This window comes from Bradyrhizobium genosp. SA-4 str. CB756, from assembly GCF_000473125.1.
Lineage (GTDB): Bacteria > Pseudomonadota > Alphaproteobacteria > Rhizobiales > Xanthobacteraceae > Bradyrhizobium > Bradyrhizobium arachidis.
The window spans coordinates 7,729,925-7,745,124 of sequence record NZ_KI421499.1 but is presented as its reverse complement, the minus strand read 5'-3'; the positions used below and the strand labels follow the sequence as shown (position 1 = coordinate 7,745,124).

General features: G+C 64.2%; 10 protein-coding genes and 1 pseudogene. 7 read left to right on the top strand and 4 right to left on the bottom strand.

The window, feature by feature from the left end:
• Positions 1 to 7: 7 nt before the first annotated feature.
• The 4 genes from BRAGE_RS0137420 to BRAGE_RS0137405 all read left to right on the top strand — a co-directional run bounded on the left by BRAGE_RS0137420 (position 8) and on the right by BRAGE_RS0137405 (position 4,615).
• Entirely contained in the window at positions 8 to 868 is an 861-nt protein-coding gene (locus BRAGE_RS0137420) for an ABC transporter permease (protein WP_027563583.1), read from the top strand.
• On the top strand, positions 865 to 2,601 hold the full coding sequence (araD, locus tag BRAGE_RS0137415; RefSeq protein ID WP_027563582.1) for an L-arabinonate dehydratase: 1,737 nt from the start codon (positions 865 to 867) through the stop codon (positions 2,599 to 2,601). Before BRAGE_RS0137420 ends, araD begins: the two co-directional genes overlap by 4 nt.
• Positions 2,602 to 2,727: 126 nt before the next feature.
• Entirely contained in the window at positions 2,728 to 3,447 is a 720-nt protein-coding gene (locus BRAGE_RS0137410) for a ribonuclease activity regulator RraA (protein WP_027563581.1), read from the top strand.
• A 76-nt stretch (positions 3,448 to 3,523) separates the two neighbouring features.
• Complete coding sequence (locus BRAGE_RS0137405; RefSeq protein ID WP_027563580.1) at positions 3,524 to 4,615, top strand: SMP-30/gluconolactonase/LRE family protein; 1,092 nt, start codon at positions 3,524 to 3,526, stop codon at positions 4,613 to 4,615.
• A gap of 212 nt (positions 4,616 to 4,827) precedes the next feature.
• Here the strand turns inward: BRAGE_RS0137405 and BRAGE_RS0137400 are convergent, their stop codons facing one another.
• A complete protein-coding gene (locus BRAGE_RS0137400) occupies positions 4,828 to 6,933 on the bottom strand; it encodes a S9 family peptidase (protein ID WP_027563579.1) in 2,106 nt (701 codons plus the stop codon).
• Between the two features lie 264 nt (positions 6,934 to 7,197).
• Between BRAGE_RS0137400 and BRAGE_RS0137395 the strand changes: the two genes are divergently transcribed.
• Entirely contained in the window at positions 7,198 to 8,634 is a 1,437-nt protein-coding gene (locus BRAGE_RS0137395) for an MBOAT family O-acyltransferase (protein WP_027563578.1), read from the top strand.
• Positions 8,634 to 9,737, top strand: a pseudogene (locus tag BRAGE_RS50895) (hypothetical protein). The gene BRAGE_RS0137395 and the pseudogene BRAGE_RS50895 overlap by 1 nt, the downstream one beginning before the upstream one ends.
• A 168-nt stretch (positions 9,738 to 9,905) precedes the next feature.
• On the opposite strand, the gene BRAGE_RS0137385 reads toward BRAGE_RS50895, so the two are convergent.
• The 3 genes from BRAGE_RS0137385 to BRAGE_RS0137375 form a co-directional block, all read right to left on the bottom strand.
• Positions 9,906 to 11,093, bottom strand: coding sequence for a pyridoxal-phosphate-dependent aminotransferase family protein (locus tag BRAGE_RS0137385; protein WP_027563577.1), 1,188 nt, complete (start codon positions 11,091 to 11,093; stop codon positions 9,906 to 9,908).
• A gap of 106 nt (positions 11,094 to 11,199) precedes the next feature.
• On the bottom strand, positions 11,200 to 11,922 hold the full coding sequence (locus BRAGE_RS0137380; RefSeq protein ID WP_027563576.1) for a thermonuclease family protein: 723 nt from the start codon (positions 11,920 to 11,922) through the stop codon (positions 11,200 to 11,202).
• A 236-nt stretch (positions 11,923 to 12,158) separates the two neighbouring features.
• Positions 12,159 to 13,886, bottom strand: a complete 1,728-nt coding sequence (locus BRAGE_RS0137375) for a hypothetical protein (RefSeq protein ID WP_027563575.1) — start codon at positions 13,884 to 13,886, stop codon at positions 12,159 to 12,161.
• Between the two features lie 427 nt (positions 13,887 to 14,313).
• On the opposite strand from BRAGE_RS0137375, the gene BRAGE_RS0137370 reads away from it, so the two are divergent.
• A complete protein-coding gene (locus BRAGE_RS0137370) occupies positions 14,314 to 15,162 on the top strand; it encodes a caspase family protein (protein WP_027563574.1) in 849 nt (282 codons plus the stop codon).
• Positions 15,163 to 15,200: the final 38 nt, after the last annotated feature.

The window sequence follows — 15,200 nt, the reverse complement described above, 5'->3', positions numbered from 1 at the left end:
GCCGCGCATGGGCGAAGCGAGAATTCTGCTGCGTGACGCGCCGGTCGCCACCATCGGCGCAGGCGAGGTCGAGCGCAAGCTGAGCGTGCTCGAACTGTTGTGGAACGACGGTTTCGTGCGCAAGACCGTCATCATCCTGTTCCTCGCCGCGGTCTGGGAAGCCTACGGCGTTTACCTCGACAATCCCCTGCTGTTTCCGACGCTGCACGACACGCTTCTGACGCTGTACGACCGCGTGAAGGACGGCACGATCCCGATGCGGGCCTGGACCTCGCTAAAAGTCTTGTTCATGGGCTATTCCGCCGGCATCGTGCTCGCTGCAATCTTCACCATCCTTGCGATCTCCACCCGGATCGGCACCGATTTCCTGGAAACGGTGACGGCGATGTTCAACCCGCTGCCGGCGATCGCGCTCTTGCCGCTGGCGTTGATCTGGTTCGGGCTCGGAAATGGCAGCCTGGTCTTCGTGCTGATCCATTCGGTGCTGTGGCCGGTTGCGCTCAACACCCATTCCGGCTTCAAGAGCGTGTCCAACACGCTGCGCATGGTCGGGCGCAATTACGGCCTGCGCGGCTTGCCTTATGTGGCGAAAATCCTGATCCCCGCGGCGTTCGGCTCGATCCTGACCGGCCTCAAGATCGGCTGGGCCTTCGCCTGGCGAACCCTGATCGCGGCCGAGCTGGTGTTCGGCGTGTCCTCGGGGCAGGGCGGGCTCGGCTGGTTCATCTTCGAGAACCGCAACCTGCTCGACATACCCGCGGTGTTCGCGGGCCTCTTGACGGTGATCATCATCGGGCTCTTTGTCGAGAACCTGATCTTCCGCGCCATCGAGCGGAATACCGTCCAGAAATGGGGCACTCAATCATGACCAAGAAGAAAACACCCGATCAGCTCCGCAGCGCGCGCTGGTTCGCGCCCGACGATCTCCGCTCGTTCGGCCACCGCTCCCGCACCATGCAGATGGGCTACGCGCCGGAGGAGTGGAAGGACCGTCCGTGCATCGCGATCCTCAACACCTGGTCGGACGCGCAGCCCTGCCACATGCATTTCAAGTCGCGCGTCGACGACGTCAAGCGCGGCATCCTGATGGCCGGCGGCCTGCCGATCGAGCTGCCGGCGCTGTCGCTGTCGGAATCGCTGCTCAAGCCGACCACCATGCTCTACCGCAACCTGCTGGCGATGGACGCCGAGGAGCTCTTGCGCAGCCATCCCGTCGATGGCGTGGTGCTGATGGGCGGCTGCGACAAGACCACGCCGGCGCTGCTCTTGGGCGCGACCTCGATGAACATCCCGGCGATCTACCTGCCGGCCGGTCCCATGCTGCGCGGAAACTGGAAGGGCAAGACGCTCGGCTCCGGCTCCGACGGCTGGAAATACTGGGACGAGCGCCGCGCCGGAAAGATCTCCGACAAGGACTGGCTCGACATCGAAGCCGGCATCGCCCGCAGCTACGGCACCTGCATGACCATGGGCACGGCTTCCACCATGACGGCGATTGCGGAGGCGATCGGCATGACGCTACCGGGCGCCTCCTCGATTCCGGCCGCTGACGCCAACCACATCCGCATGGCCAGTGAATGTGGCCGCCGCATCGTCGAGATGGTGTGGGAGGATTTGACGCCGACGACGATCCAGACCCGCAAGGCGTTCGAGAACGCGATTGCAGTCGCAATGGCGATGGGCTGCTCGACCAACGCGATCATCCATCTGATCGCGCAGGCCCGCCGCGCCGGCCAGGACATCGGCCTCGACGATTTCGAGATCGCGAGCCGCAAGGTGCCTGTCATCGCCAACGTCCGGCCGAGCGGCGATGCCTACCTCATGGAAGACTTCTTCTATGCCGGCGGCCTGCCGGCGCTGATGGGGCAGATCAAGCAGCATCTGCATCTCGACTGCATTACGGTGACTGGCAAGACGCTGGGCGAGAACATCGACGGCGCCGAGGTTCACAATGCCGACGTGATCCGCTCGGTCGACAATCCCATCTACAAGGAAGGCGCCCTCGCCGTGCTCAAGGGCAATCTTGCGCCCGACGGCTGCGTCATCAAGCCCTCCGCCTGCGCGCCGCGCTTCCTCAAGCACACCGGGCCGGCGCTGGTGTTCGACGACTATCCCTCGATGAAGAAGGCGGTCGACGATCCCAACCTCGACGTCACCGAGGATCACATCCTCATCCTGCGCAATGCCGGGCCGCAGGGTGGGCCGGGCATGCCGGAATGGGGCATGCTGCCGATCCCGACCAAGCTCGTGAAGCAGGGCGTGCGCGACATGGTGCGCATCTCGGATGCACGCATGAGCGGCACCAGCTACGGCGCCTGCATCCTGCACGTCTCGCCGGAGTCCTACATCGGCGGCCCGTTGGCGCTGGTGCAGAATGGCGACCGCATCACGCTCGACGTCGCCGCGCGCACCATCAACCTCGACGTATCGGAGGCCGAGCTCGCAAAGCGCCGCGCCGCCTGGAAGCAGCCCGAGCGCCGCTTCGAGCGCGGCTATGGCTGGATGTTCACCAAGCACATCAAGCAGGCCAATGACGGCTGCGACTTCGACTTCCTCGAGACCGATTTCGGCGCGCCGATCGGCGAGCCGTCGATCTATTAGCACAACTGTCATTCCGGGGCGCGCCACTTGGCGCGAGCCCGGAATCCATACTCCCGATCGTGGTTATGGATTCCGGGCTCATCGCTTCGCGATGCCCCGGAATGACGAGAAGAGAGGGCGTACCAAATGACCAAACTATCCGAAGCCACCCGCAACAAGCTCAAATCCGTCTCCACCGCCACCGTCGCCACCGCTTTGTTCAAGCGCGGCCTGCGCATCCAGATGATCCAGGATGTGCATCCCGTCGGCCCTGACCAGCCGACCATGGTCGGCGAGGCCTTCACGCTGCGCTACATGCCGGCGCGCGAGGATCTCAACACCATCGATGTGTTCAAGGACCGCTCCCATCCGCAGCGCAAGGCGGTCGAGGATTGCCCGCCGGGCGCCGTGCTGGTGATGGACAGCCGCAAGGACGCGCGCGCGGCCTCCGCCGGTGCCATCCTGGTCACGCGACTGATGAAGCGCGGCGTCGCCGGCGTCGTCACCGACGGCGGCTTTCGCGATTCCGCCGAGATCGCCAAGCTCGGCATTCCCGCCTATCACCATCGTCCCTCGGCGCCGACCAACCTCACGCTGCACCAGGCGATCGAGATCAACGTGCCGATCGGCTGCGGCGATGCGCCGGTGTTTCCCGGTGACGTCATCCTCGGCGACGCCGACGGCGTCATCGTGATCCCCGCGCATCTCGCCGACGAGATCGCCAATGAGACTTTCGAGATGACCGCGTTCGAGGATTTCGTCACCGAGGAAGTCGGCAAGGGCCGCGGCATCTTTGGACTCTATCCCGCCACCGATCCGCAGACGCTCACCGATTTTGCGGAATGGCGGAAGAAGAACGGCCGCTAAAACCAAAACCAGACCACATCAAGAAACAGGCCGGCCGCATCAAGCGCCGGCCTTTTATCAAGCAGGGAGGACTTTTATGAATTTCACACGACGCAACCTCGTGGCCGGCGCTGGCGCCGTGGCAGCATCCACGCTTCTCGCGCGCGCCGCCGGCGCCCAGTCGTTCGCCTTCACGCCGAACCAGCGCTATCCAGATCCCGCCGTCCAGATCCTCGACCCGAGCTTTGGCAAATACCGGCTCTATTCCTCGACGGTCGAGCAGGTCGCGACCGGCATGCGCTGGGCCGAAGGCCCCGCCTATTTCCCTGAGGGCGGCTATCTCCTGTTCTCGGACATTCCCAACAACCGGATCATGAAGTTCGACGAGAAGACCGGTCAGACCAGCGTGTTCCGCGCCAACGCCAATTACGCCAACGGCAATGCGCGCGACCGCCAGGGCCGCCTCGTCACCTGCGAGCACTCCGTCACCCGCCGCATCACCCGCACCGAGAAGGACGGCAAGATCACCGTGCTCGCGGACAAGTTCGAGGGCAAGCGGCTGAACGCGCCGAACGATATCGTGGTGAAGTCGGACGAGAGCATCTGGTTCACCGATCCCCTGTTCGGCATCAACGGCGAGTGGGAAGGCAAGAAGGAGAAGGCCGAGCAGGCCACCACCAACGTCTACCGCATCGCCAAGGACGGCAAGCTCAGCGCCGTCCTCACCGACCTCGTCAACCCGAACGGCCTTGCCTTCTCGCCGGACGAGAAGAAGCTCTACATCGTCGAGTGGAAGGGCACGCCCAACCGCAGCATCTGGAGCTACAATGTCGGCGACGATGGCTCGCTGAGCGGCAAGACCAAGCTGATCGACGCCGCCGACCAGGGCTCGCTCGACGGCTTCCGCGTCGATCGCGACGGCAATCTCTGGTGCGGCTGGGGCTCCAACGGCGCGCTGCAATCCGAGCCGACCGATGTCGGCGGCCGCAAGGTGTTTCAGCTCAAGGGCAAGCCGGAGGATCTCGACGGCGTGATGGTGTTCAGCCCCGAAGGCAAGCCGCTCGCCTTCATCAAGCTGCCCGAGCGCTGCGCCAATCTCTGCTTCGGCGGCCCGAAGAACAACCGGCTCTACATGGCGAGCAGCCATTCGGTCTATGCGCTGTATGTCGAGGCGCACGGGGCGGTGTGAGAGTGTTGGTGGGGCGGTAGCTCGCCCCACATCCCCACTGTCGTCCCTGCGAACGCAGGGACCCATAACCCCAGGGAGCAGTTTGGCGAAGATTAACAGTGAACACTTCTTCGCCGGTACTGCTCTCGCACCCTCCCGATACATCACGCGGTATGGGTCCCTGCGCCCGTGCGCAATTGCGCACTAGGCAGGGACGACGGCTGTGGGTGTCGCTACACCCCGGCCTCCGCCATCCCGGCCGCCCACAGCGCGAACGCATACACGATCGCCACCTCATCGAGCCGGTCGAACCGTCCCGATGCGCCGCCATGGCCGGCGCCCATGTTGGTGCGCAAGAGCACCGGGCCACCACCGCGCATGGTGGCGCGCAGGCGCGCGATCCATTTGGCGGGCTCCCAATAGGTCACGCGCGGATCGGTCAATCCGCCCATCGCCAAAATCGCCGGATACTCCTTCGCTGCGATATTGTCGTAAGGCGAGTACGACAGGATGGTGCGAAAATCCTTCTCGCTCTCGATCGGGTTGCCCCATTCCGGCCATTCCGGCGGCGTCAGCGGCAGCGTGTCGTCGAGCATGGTGTTGAGCACATCCACGAACGGCACCTCGGCGACGATGCCGGCGAACAATTCGCCTGCGCGGTTCGCGACCGCGCCCATCAGCATGCCGCCGGCCGAGCCGCCATGGCCGACGATGCGTTTTGCGCTGGTGTATTTCGCATCGATCAGCGCGCGGGCGCTTGCGGCGAAATCATCGAACGAGTTCGTTTTCTTCTCGCGCTTGCCGTCGAGATACCAGCCCCAGCCCTTGTCCGCACCGCCGCGGATATGGGCGATGGCGTAGACGAAGCCGCGGTCGACCAGCGACAGGCGGTTGGCGCTGAACGAGGCCGGCATCGCCATGCCGTAGGAGCCATAGCCGTAGAGCAGCAGCGGCGCCGAGCCGTCGAGCTGGAGCCCGCGGCGATAGAGGATCGAGACCGGCACCTCTGCACCATCCTGCGCCTTCGCCATGATGCGGGTGGTGACATAGTCGGCGACGTCGTGGCCCGACGGAATCTCCTGGCGCTTGCGCAAGGTCCGCGTGCGCTTGACCATGTCGTAGTCATAGACTTCCGACGGCGTCGTCATCGACGAATAGGAGAAGCGTAAGTTCGTCGTCTCGAATTCGTAGGAGCCCATCGTGTCGAGCGAGTAGGCGGCCTCGTCGAAGGCGATGGCGTGCTCTTCCCCGCCGGCGAGATCGCGGATCACGATCGACGGCAGTGCATTGGCGCGCTCCAGCCGCACCAGATGTCCGGCATAGAGATCGAGGTCGATGATGTAGATGCCGGGACGATACGGGATCAGGTCGCGCCAGTTCTTGCGCTCGGGCGAAGAAAGCGGCGCCGTGACGATCTTGAAGTCGATGGCGTCGTCGGCATTGGTGAGGATGAACAGCTCGTCGCCGCGATCGGCCAGCGAATATTGCACGCCGTCCTCGCGCGCCGCGACAAGGCGCGGCGGCGCCTCGGGGTTGGCGAGATCGATCAGCCGCTGTTCCGAGGTCTCGTGGTCGCCGCCGGCGATCACGCAGAAGCGGCCGCTGGTGCTCTCGTGCAGATGGGTGAACCAGCCGGCATCCTGCTCCTCATAGACCAGCGTGTCGTCGGCCTGTTTCGTGCCGAGCCTGTGCCGCCACACCTGCATCGGCCGGTGATTGTCGTCGAGCTTCACATAGAAGAAGCTCTTGGCATCCTTGCTCCAAACGACGCCGCCATCGGTCTCCTCGACGAGATCGTCGAGATCCTTCCCCGTCGCCCAGTTGCGCACGCGGATCGAAAAATATTCCGAGCCCTTGGTGTCCGCGCTCCAGGCCTGAAGCTTGTGATCGTTCGAGTGCCGGCTGCCGCCGAACTTGAAATATTTGTGGTCTTTTGCGAGCGCGTCGCCGTCGAGCACGATATGCTCGTTGCCGCCATCGCGCGGCATGCGGCCGAACAGCTCGTGCTGCCCGCCCTCGCGGAACCTGCGGAAATAGGCGAAAGGACCATCCGGCGACGGCACGCTGGAATCGTCCTCCTTGATCCGGGAGCGCATCTCGCGCACCAGCGTCTTCTGCAAGGACGAGGTATGCCCGAGCAGGCTCTCGGTGTAGCCGTTCTCCTCGTCCAGATATTTGCGGATATCAGCATCGAGCACCGCGGGATCGCGCAGCACCTCCTGCCACTTCTCATCCTTCAGCCAGGCATAGTCGTCGGTCACGGTGATCCCGTGCCGGGTGAAGGAATGCGCCCGGCGCGGGGCGACGGGGGGCTTTGAAGGTGTCTTGGCGTGGGTCACTCGATCCTCATTGCGTCTCATCGGAACCCATCTCGTCATGCGCGGGCTTGACCCGCGCATCCATCAAAGACGATTTCTTGAGCGATGGATTGCCGGGTCAAGCCCGGCAATGACGGCCGTAGAAAGCGGCGGGTCGCCCATAATATGGCGACAAGCCCGCGAATTGCCAGCATGGCCGTTCCAGCCACTGCGCCAAGTCGCCGGGTTGTTGATCAGCCCCTTCTATGCTTTTACGGGCCATATCCCCGCCGCCGGTCCAGCCTGATGCTGTTCAACTCCTATCCGTTCATCCTGCTGTTCCTCCCCGCTGTGCTCGCCGGCTATTTCTGGCTGGGGCGGCGCAGCAATCTGGCGCCCGTGATCTGGCTGGCGCTGGCCTCGCTGACTTTCTACGCCATCGGCAACTGGCAGTTCGTGGCCCTGCTGCTGCTCTCGATCGCCTTCAACTACGGCGTCGGCCATCTCCTCATCGTGGCGAAGCTCGCCCCCGGACAACGAAAGGCGGCGCTCGCGTTTGGCGTCGCCGGCGATCTCCTCGTGCTCGGCATCTTCAAATATGCCGGGTTTGCTACCGAAAACATCAACGCGCTGCTCGGCACGCACATCGCCGTCCACATCCTGCTGCCGGTCGGCATCTCCTTCTACACCTTCACGCAGATTGCGTTCCTCGTGGATGCCTGGCGCGGCCAGGTCGCGGCCTATGCACTGCCGCATTACGCGCTGTTCGTGACTTATTTCCCGCATCTGATCGCGGGGCCGATCCTCCACCACAAGGACATGATCCCGCAATTCGCGCGCAAGGAAACCAAGCATCCGGACGCGCATCTGATCCTGTGCGGAATCATCATCTTCGCGATCGGCCTGTTCAAGAAGACCTGCCTTGCCGACGGCATCCAGCCGCTGGTTGCGCTCGCCTTCGAGGCGCGCTCGCCGAGCTTCGACCAGGCCTGGCTTGGTGCGCTTGCCTACACGTTCCAGCTCTATTTCGATTTCTCCGGCTATTCCGACATGGCGATCGGCATATCGCTGATGTTCGGCATCTTCCTGCCCGTGAATTTCAACTCGCCCTACAAGGCCGCCAGCATCGTCGATTTCTGGCGCCGCTGGCATATGACGCTGTCGCAGTTCCTGCGCGACTATCTCTACATCCCGCTCGGCGGTAACAGGCGCGGCCGCGTGCTGCGCTATGTCAACCTGCTGATCACGATGCTGCTTGGCGGCCTCTGGCATGGCGCCGCCTGGACCTTTGTGGTGTGGGGCACGCTGCACGGCGCTTATCTTTGCGTCAATCACGCTTTCAACGCGCTGGTGCCTGATGTTCCGGCGTTGCTTGCGCGCCCCGTCCGCATCGCGGGCGCTGCGCTGACCTTTCTTGCCGTCGTCATCGCCTGGGTGTTCTTCCGCGCCGAGAGCGTCGCCTGGGCGCTGCGGATCCTGCACGCGATGGCCGATCCCTCGAACATCGTCCTCGGCCGCGAGGAGATCGCGGCGCTGGTGATGATTGCGATCTACGCGGCGCTGGTGTGGCTGGCGCCGAACACGCAAGAGGTCATGGGATACGATCACGGCAACCGCCGCGTCGGCGAGGCGTTGCGGGCCGGGCGCATGCGTCCGCTGGCCCTCTATGCGGCCTCCCTGGTGCTCGCGTTCGGCATTCTGGGCATTCAGAGCCACAGCGAATTCATCTATTTCCGGTTCTGATGCAGGGCACCCCCACACATCTGAGGCGTTTTCTGCTCGCGAGCATCGTGTGCATGCTGGGCGCGGCAGTGCTGACCTATGTCGTCGATCCCCTGCAGCTGTTCCGCGCCTCGCGTCTCGCCTTCTATTCCGACGACACGCGGGTGCAGAATGCCGGGCTGATCCGCAGCCAGTCGTTCGACACCGCCTTCATGGGCACCTCGCTGGCGATCCATTTCCGCCAGAGCGACATCGACCGCGCGCTCGGTGTCCATTCGATCAAGCTGGCGATGACCGGCTCCAACTCGCGCCAGCAGGCTTTCGTCCTGGAGCAGGCGATCGAGGCCGGCGCAAGGCGCGTGATCTGGGAGATGGACGACTTTATTTTCGTCGATGCCGCGGACATCGCGGCCGATCCTTATCTCTCCGTCGATCTCTATCGCAGGTCGGCCAAGGGCATTGCGTCCTATCTGTTCAGCGCGGCCATGGCGAAGGAATCCCTATTCGGGTTGCTGCGCTCGGTCCCGCCGCTGCGAGAGCCGCTCAGCCGGGCCGCGCCGTATCTCCCGGTCAAGTTCGCACTGGCGAATGTTGACGACATCTACGCCCTGCCGCGGGATTTCGACCTCGCGCGCGATTACAATGCGAACAAGACGCTCGCCTCCTTCGCTTATATCACCGCGCCTTCGCGCCGTCGCTTTCTCGGCGAAGGCTATGGCTAGGAGGCCATGGTGCGGCATTTCGAGCAGGACGCCGTCGGTCTGATCACGCGCCATCGCGACGTGACGTTCGACATCTATTTCCCGCCCTATTCGATCCTGCAATTCGTCGCGATGCGCGATGCTTCGCCGGAGACACTGAACATCGTCATGGATCTGACGGCAGTCATTGCGCGGCGCCTGACGCGGCTTCCCAATGTGCGCCTGCACGATTTCCGCGCGATCAAGGCGGTAACGCACGATTTCGCCAATTACGGCGATGTCATACACCATTCGCCTGTGGTGGACGCGATGGTGCTGAAATGGCTAGCGAGCGGGGAGTATCGCGTCGATCCGAAGAAGCCGACGGCATCGCTGGATGAGCTGAAGGCGCAGGTCGAGGCGTATCGCGTGGAGCAGCCCTAGCCAAACATTCCGCTGTCGTCCCGGACAAGCGAAGCGCAGATCCGGTACCCATAACCCAGGGAGAGGTTTGGCGAAGACTAGCGGTGAAAAGGCCTTCGGTACTGCGATCTCGCCCAATCGAGAGATCACGCGGTATGGGTCCCTGCCTTCGCAGGGACGACAGCGCCGTTACACCGCCACCTCTTCACCGAGATACGACACCGCCGCTTCCAGCCCGCCCTTGCCGTGCGGGATCTTCAGTGCGTTCAGGGCGACCTCGACCACTCCGAGCGTGCCGAGCAGCATCGGCGCATTCACATGGCCCATATGGGCGATGCGGAAGGCTTGTCCCGAGAGATCGCCGATGCCGGTGCCGAGCACGACGCCGCATTTGTCCTTGCAATAGCGCTGCAGCACTGCGGGATCATGGCCGTTGCTCATGGTCACCGTGGTCACGGTGTTGGAGCGCTCGTTCGCCTCCGCGACATTGAAGCCGAGCACCTGGCCTTCGGCCCAGACGGCGACGGCGCGGCGTGCGGCTTCGCCGAGCAGGCTGTGGCGGCGGAAGGCGTTCTCCAGTCCTTCCTCGTGCAGCATGTCGATCGCCTGGCGCAGCGCGAACAACAGATGCACCGGCGCGGTGCCGGCATATTTGCGATAATTCTCGGTGCCCTCGCGCTCGCTCCAGCTCCAATAGGGCGTCGACATGTTCGCCTTCTTGTGCACCTCGAGCGCGCGCGTATTGGCGGCGACGAAGCCGAGGCCGGGCGGCGTCATCAGGCCCTTCTGCGAGCCGGACATCGCGACGTCCACGCCCCATTTGTCCATCTCGAACGACATGCAGCCGAGCGAGGCGACAGTATCGACCATGTAGAGGGCGGGATGGCCGGACGCCTTGATGGCCTTGCCGATCGCCTCGATGTCGTTCTGCACGCCCGAGGCCGTATCGACCTGGACCACGACGACGGCCTTGATCGTGTGCTCCTTGTCGCGGCGCAGGCGCTCCTCGACCTCGTGCGGCCGCACCGCACGGCGCCAGTCGCCCTTGAGCACCTCGACCTCGGCGCCCATCAGCGCTGCCGCATTGCCCCAGCCGATCGCGAAGCGTCCGCTTTCCAGCACCAGCACTTTGTCGCCGCGCGACAGCACGTTGCTCAGCGCCGCTTCCCAGGCGCCGTGACCGTTGGCGATGTAGATGTAGGACTTGCCCTTGGTCGCAAACAGTTTCGAGATGTCACCGAGCAGGCTCTCGGTCAGATCCAGCATCTGTTTGGAGTAGATGTCGATCGCCGGACGGTGCATCGCCCGCAGCACCTCGTCGGGCATCGTGGTGGGCCCGGGGATGGCCAGAAATTCCCGGCCCGCGCGAACGGTCATTGCTATCTTCCTTGTGTCGTGAAGACTGTCTGGTGGGTCGCTGATCTGTTCTTTCTACGCGGCGGGACGGCCCGAGAAAAGCACGGAAAACGCAGGTCTGGGGCTCTTATCTCTTAGTCTCCCGGCAACCGGCGGCCTCCGCCTCCTCGACCGAACAGAACCAGCGGGTACCCTTGCTGATCTTCATCTTGATCTGCGCGTACCAGCGGCTGGTCGGCTGGTGATAGATGCACTCGCCTGATGAGTTGACGTTGCCCTTGATGGTGCAGTCCGGCGAGGGCGCGATGGGGCCCGAGGCGGACGCGAGCAGCACTGCATGCGCGCCCTCCGGCGGCTTGGTCGCGCCCAGGATCGGAGTCTTCTTGTTGCGCACGCGCCAGTCCCAGGGCGCGATGAAGGCGCCCTGCCACATCCCGGCTTTTGCCTCACGCGCGGCAGCCTCATCCGGCTCGTAGTCATGGGAGATGCGGGTGTAGGCCAGCGCCCAGCCGCTATGCACCAGCCATTTCTGGATGTCCTCGCCGCCGACCTCGCAGCGCGCCACAGTGCGGCCGCGCCGGTCGATCGATCGGGTATGGCAGACCCAGGTCTTGCCTTCGGCATATTTGGCCAGCTCGTCGCGGGCCGCGACGCCGCAGGTCCAGCGCTCGGCCTTGGTGTTGAGGCAGAGCTGGTCGACCGCGGGCGCGTCGATTCCGCCGAGCCGGATCCGCGTGTTGCCGATCACGACGGCGTCGCCGGCGCGGACTTTTGCCGTGCCGCTGATGTCGGCGGCTTCGGCCAGCGACGGGACGAGGAAACACAGCGCAATCAGGAATTTTCGCAACATGCCGGTCCGCGTGTGATGAAAATGGCGATAGAGGCGCGCAATTGTGGTCGGCTTTTGGCCGGTGGGCCAGCTTATGCCTGGCGATTGAGCTTTCAACTTCCTGTCATTTGAAAGGTCCCGTAGGGCGGGCAAAGCGAAGCGTGCCCACGATGTCTTGCGTGGCGAGAGATCGTGGGCACGGCGCTCCGCGCCTTTGCCCACCCTACGAGACCTGTGTCCGAGGCACGAGACCGGACTCACCCCCGCGCCATCGCCCGCTTCGCCACCGCCAGCCCCATCAACACGAACGCCGATGTCACCTCCGGCCCGCCGACCAAAATCCGCGTCGGCGTCTTCATCTTGTTCCACTCGTAGGCGCGGAACGGGCCGCGTCGGCCGCCTTCGCCAAGGCTTGCGACGATCACGTTCAGCGCCGGCACGAAGGCGCGCGGATCGGCGCCGAGATGGCCGAGCGCGATCAGCGCCAGCGCGGCGTCGAACGCGTTCATCTCGGCGGTCATCAGCTCGCCCTTGACGTAGGACAGCACGCGGTGGCGGATGAAATCGAAATCGCCGTCGGGATCGATCGCCGCCTGCGCCGCCAGCGGCAGCGCCAGGAACGCCGCATAGCAGCGGCCGAAATAGGCGCTGTAGAGCTCCGGCAGATAATAGATGTGCGAGCGCGGATTGGCGAAGGCGCCGCTCGCGGCAAGCCGCTTCTGGAAGCCGATGATCCGGTGCACGGTGGCGAGCCGCGCCGGCGTCTCCAAAATCTTCCAGCGCGCGAGGTTGCGAAAGCTCACCTCGAGAATGTCGAGATTGAGCGTCGGATCGAGATCGTTGCCGTAGGGGCGCTCGCCCCTGAGATTGTCGATCCAGGTCGCAACGCCGCCTTCATAGTCGATATTGTCATTGAGCGGCACGGTCACGCGTGGCTCGTTTACGCCCGCGCGCACTTGATAGCCGGCATAGAAATCCAGCAGCGGCTGGTCGATGATCGCATCAAGGCAGCCGGCCTGCGTCGCCGCCGAGATCGAGCACGCCGTGGTGTCGCAATCCGGTACATAGACGCCGAAGCCGAGGTCCTGCTTGATCTGCGCGAAGTAGCGCGAGAAGCGCGGATGCGGCGGAGGGGCCAGCGCGGTGATGACGTTGAACCGCGCGCCGTCGATGCCCTCGACCTCTTCGCGGCTGATGTTGACGCAGAAATCCACCATGTCGGCGATCGCGCGCTCGGCTGCGGTCTTGTCCGAGGGCGTGGCGAGCCCGGTCTCGACATAGCTCAGCAGCGCCTCGATGAAGAACGCATCGTAGTAGGCCGAGCGGTGACGGATCTGCACCGGCTCCCACATCGGCTCGGCGATGCCTTTCCAGGGCGGATTGACCACGGCGCGCGCGTGCGTGCGCGCGATGAAGACGCGGGCGAGATTGAACAGCAGCGAGGAGTTCTTGTAGCCGCGCGCATTCAGGCCCGTCAGCGCCATGATCAGCTCGCGCCCGCGGAAATCGGGATCGCCGATCAGGTTGAAGGCGGCATAGGTCGGCAGGAAACCGTTCTTGCGATACGAGCCGAGCAGATGTTGCGCGCAGTCGCGGATCACGCCGTCGATCTGCGCTGGCTGCGGCATCGTACCAGTGAACGCCGCCGGCGGCGGTTTGGGATGATCGAGCGCGATGCTGTCGACGAGATCGGCGACGGGCTGGCCGACCGCGGCCCAGTCCGGCTCGGCATCGTCGCGGGCGCGGGTCAGCGCCTCGCGCAGCCGGGTCAGCTTCGTCTCCTCACGCAGCTCGGGCAGGCCGGCGCGGCGAAGCAGAATGCGCAATGCGGGATTGCCGAGCGCGGTCTTGTAGAATTTGGCCAGATGCGGATCGCCACTGGTCGTCGCCGCCAACACGGGATCGCAGACGTCATAAAGAGAGGGGCCGTCCTTGCGCGCTGTCAGCGCCCGGCAGGCGGCACCGGCGAAATAATGAAAGCTCATGAAATACCTGGTCGCGGGGGCCTTGGTCAGGAGCGGCAGGCACGCTCCCATCCGCGCGCCACCCCCGTGCCAAGTCTTTGAAAAAGCTACCCGGATTCGCGGGAAATACAAATGTGATGATGATCACAGAAAAATCCGGCACGGAGGCTGCATGATGAGGCTCCGGAAGGCTACGGGGGACGCAAAAAATCCGCATATTGGGCCGGGAGAATTAGTTAGCATACTCAGTGCCTTAGCTCAAATTTAGGGCAATCTATTGCCCCGCAGGCGATATCCGGTTAAGGGTTTGTTTGGTGCGGCGCCGCAAATTGCGCGCAATTCGGGGGCACATCCCCGGCCACTCCCTCAAACCTAAAGCCGCTATCGCGCTACTCAAACTGTGTGCGCGCGCTTGGCTGGTCTTTGGCACTGACAGGAATGAAGCGAGATGAATTTAAGGCAGCTCGACATTTCCCGACGCACGATCGCAGTCGCCGCAGCCCTCATCGGCACGGTATCGCTGGTGATCGGCGCCCATGCTGCCCTCAACATGCGCGCGCTCGATGCCGCCAAGGCGGTTTCGACCGACCAGGTCACCGGCTCGATCGGCCAGACCTCGCGCCTCGCCCTCGTCATCGGCAATGGACATTACCCCGACGCCAGCGCGCCGCTGACGCAGTCGATCAACGACGCCCGCGCGCTGTCCTCGAGCCTGCGCAAGAGCGGCTTTGACGTCGACATGGTGGAAGACGCGACCAAGGACGACATGGTCCGCGCCGTCAACCGCCTGAAGTCGCGGATCAAGCGCGACACCGTCGTCATGCTGTTCTTCGGCGGCTTCGGCGTGCAGGCCGGCCGCGAGAGCTACATGCTGCCGGTCGACGCCGTGATCTGGAAGGAGAGCGACGTCCGCCGCCAGGGCGTGTCGATCGAGGGCGTGCTCGACATGATGAAGCAGCAGGGCGCCAAGGCCAAGCTCGTCGTCGTCGACGCCTCCCGCCGCAACCCCTATGAGCGCCGCTTCCGCTCCTACAGCCATGGTCTTGCGCCGATCAGCGCGCCCGACAATGCGCTGATCCTGTCCTCGGCTTCGCCCGGCAAGGTCGTCGACGACGGCAAGGGCGAGCACAGCGTGCTGGTCGGTGAGTTCCTCAACAACCTCAATGCGCAGGGCAGCGCCGAAAGCGTCTTCAACAAGACCCGCGTCGCCATCTCCCGCGCCTCCGAAGGCGACCAGGTCCCGACCGTGTCGTCCTCGCTGCTCGAGGACGTGCAGTTCAACGAAGCCGGCGGCTAGTTTCTGCTCTCTCGTCTTGTGAAGCGATCGTAGGGTGG

Bases quoted from the DNA above. Each gene is read 5' to 3' on its own strand.
- araD (WP_027563582.1), top strand. From the start codon at position 865: ATGACCAAGAAGAAAACACCCGATCAGCTCCGCAGCGCGCGCTGGTTC.
- BRAGE_RS0137375 (WP_027563575.1), bottom strand. From the start codon at position 13,886: ATGAGCTTTCATTATTTCGCCGGTGCCGCCTGCCGGGCGCTGACAGCG.
- BRAGE_RS0137380 (WP_027563576.1), bottom strand. From the start codon at position 11,922: ATGTTGCGAAAATTCCTGATTGCGCTGTGTTTCCTCGTCCCGTCGCTG.
- BRAGE_RS0137385 (WP_027563577.1), bottom strand. From the start codon at position 11,093: ATGACCGTTCGCGCGGGCCGGGAATTTCTGGCCATCCCCGGGCCCACC.
- BRAGE_RS0137420 (WP_027563583.1), top strand. From the start codon at position 8: ATGGGCGAAGCGAGAATTCTGCTGCGTGACGCGCCGGTCGCCACCATC.
- BRAGE_RS0137410 (WP_027563581.1), top strand. From the start codon at position 2,728: ATGACCAAACTATCCGAAGCCACCCGCAACAAGCTCAAATCCGTCTCC.
- BRAGE_RS0137370 (WP_027563574.1), top strand. From the start codon at position 14,314: ATGAATTTAAGGCAGCTCGACATTTCCCGACGCACGATCGCAGTCGCC.
- BRAGE_RS0137405 (WP_027563580.1), top strand. From the start codon at position 3,524: ATGAATTTCACACGACGCAACCTCGTGGCCGGCGCTGGCGCCGTGGCA.
- BRAGE_RS0137395 (WP_027563578.1), top strand. From the start codon at position 7,198: ATGCTGTTCAACTCCTATCCGTTCATCCTGCTGTTCCTCCCCGCTGTG.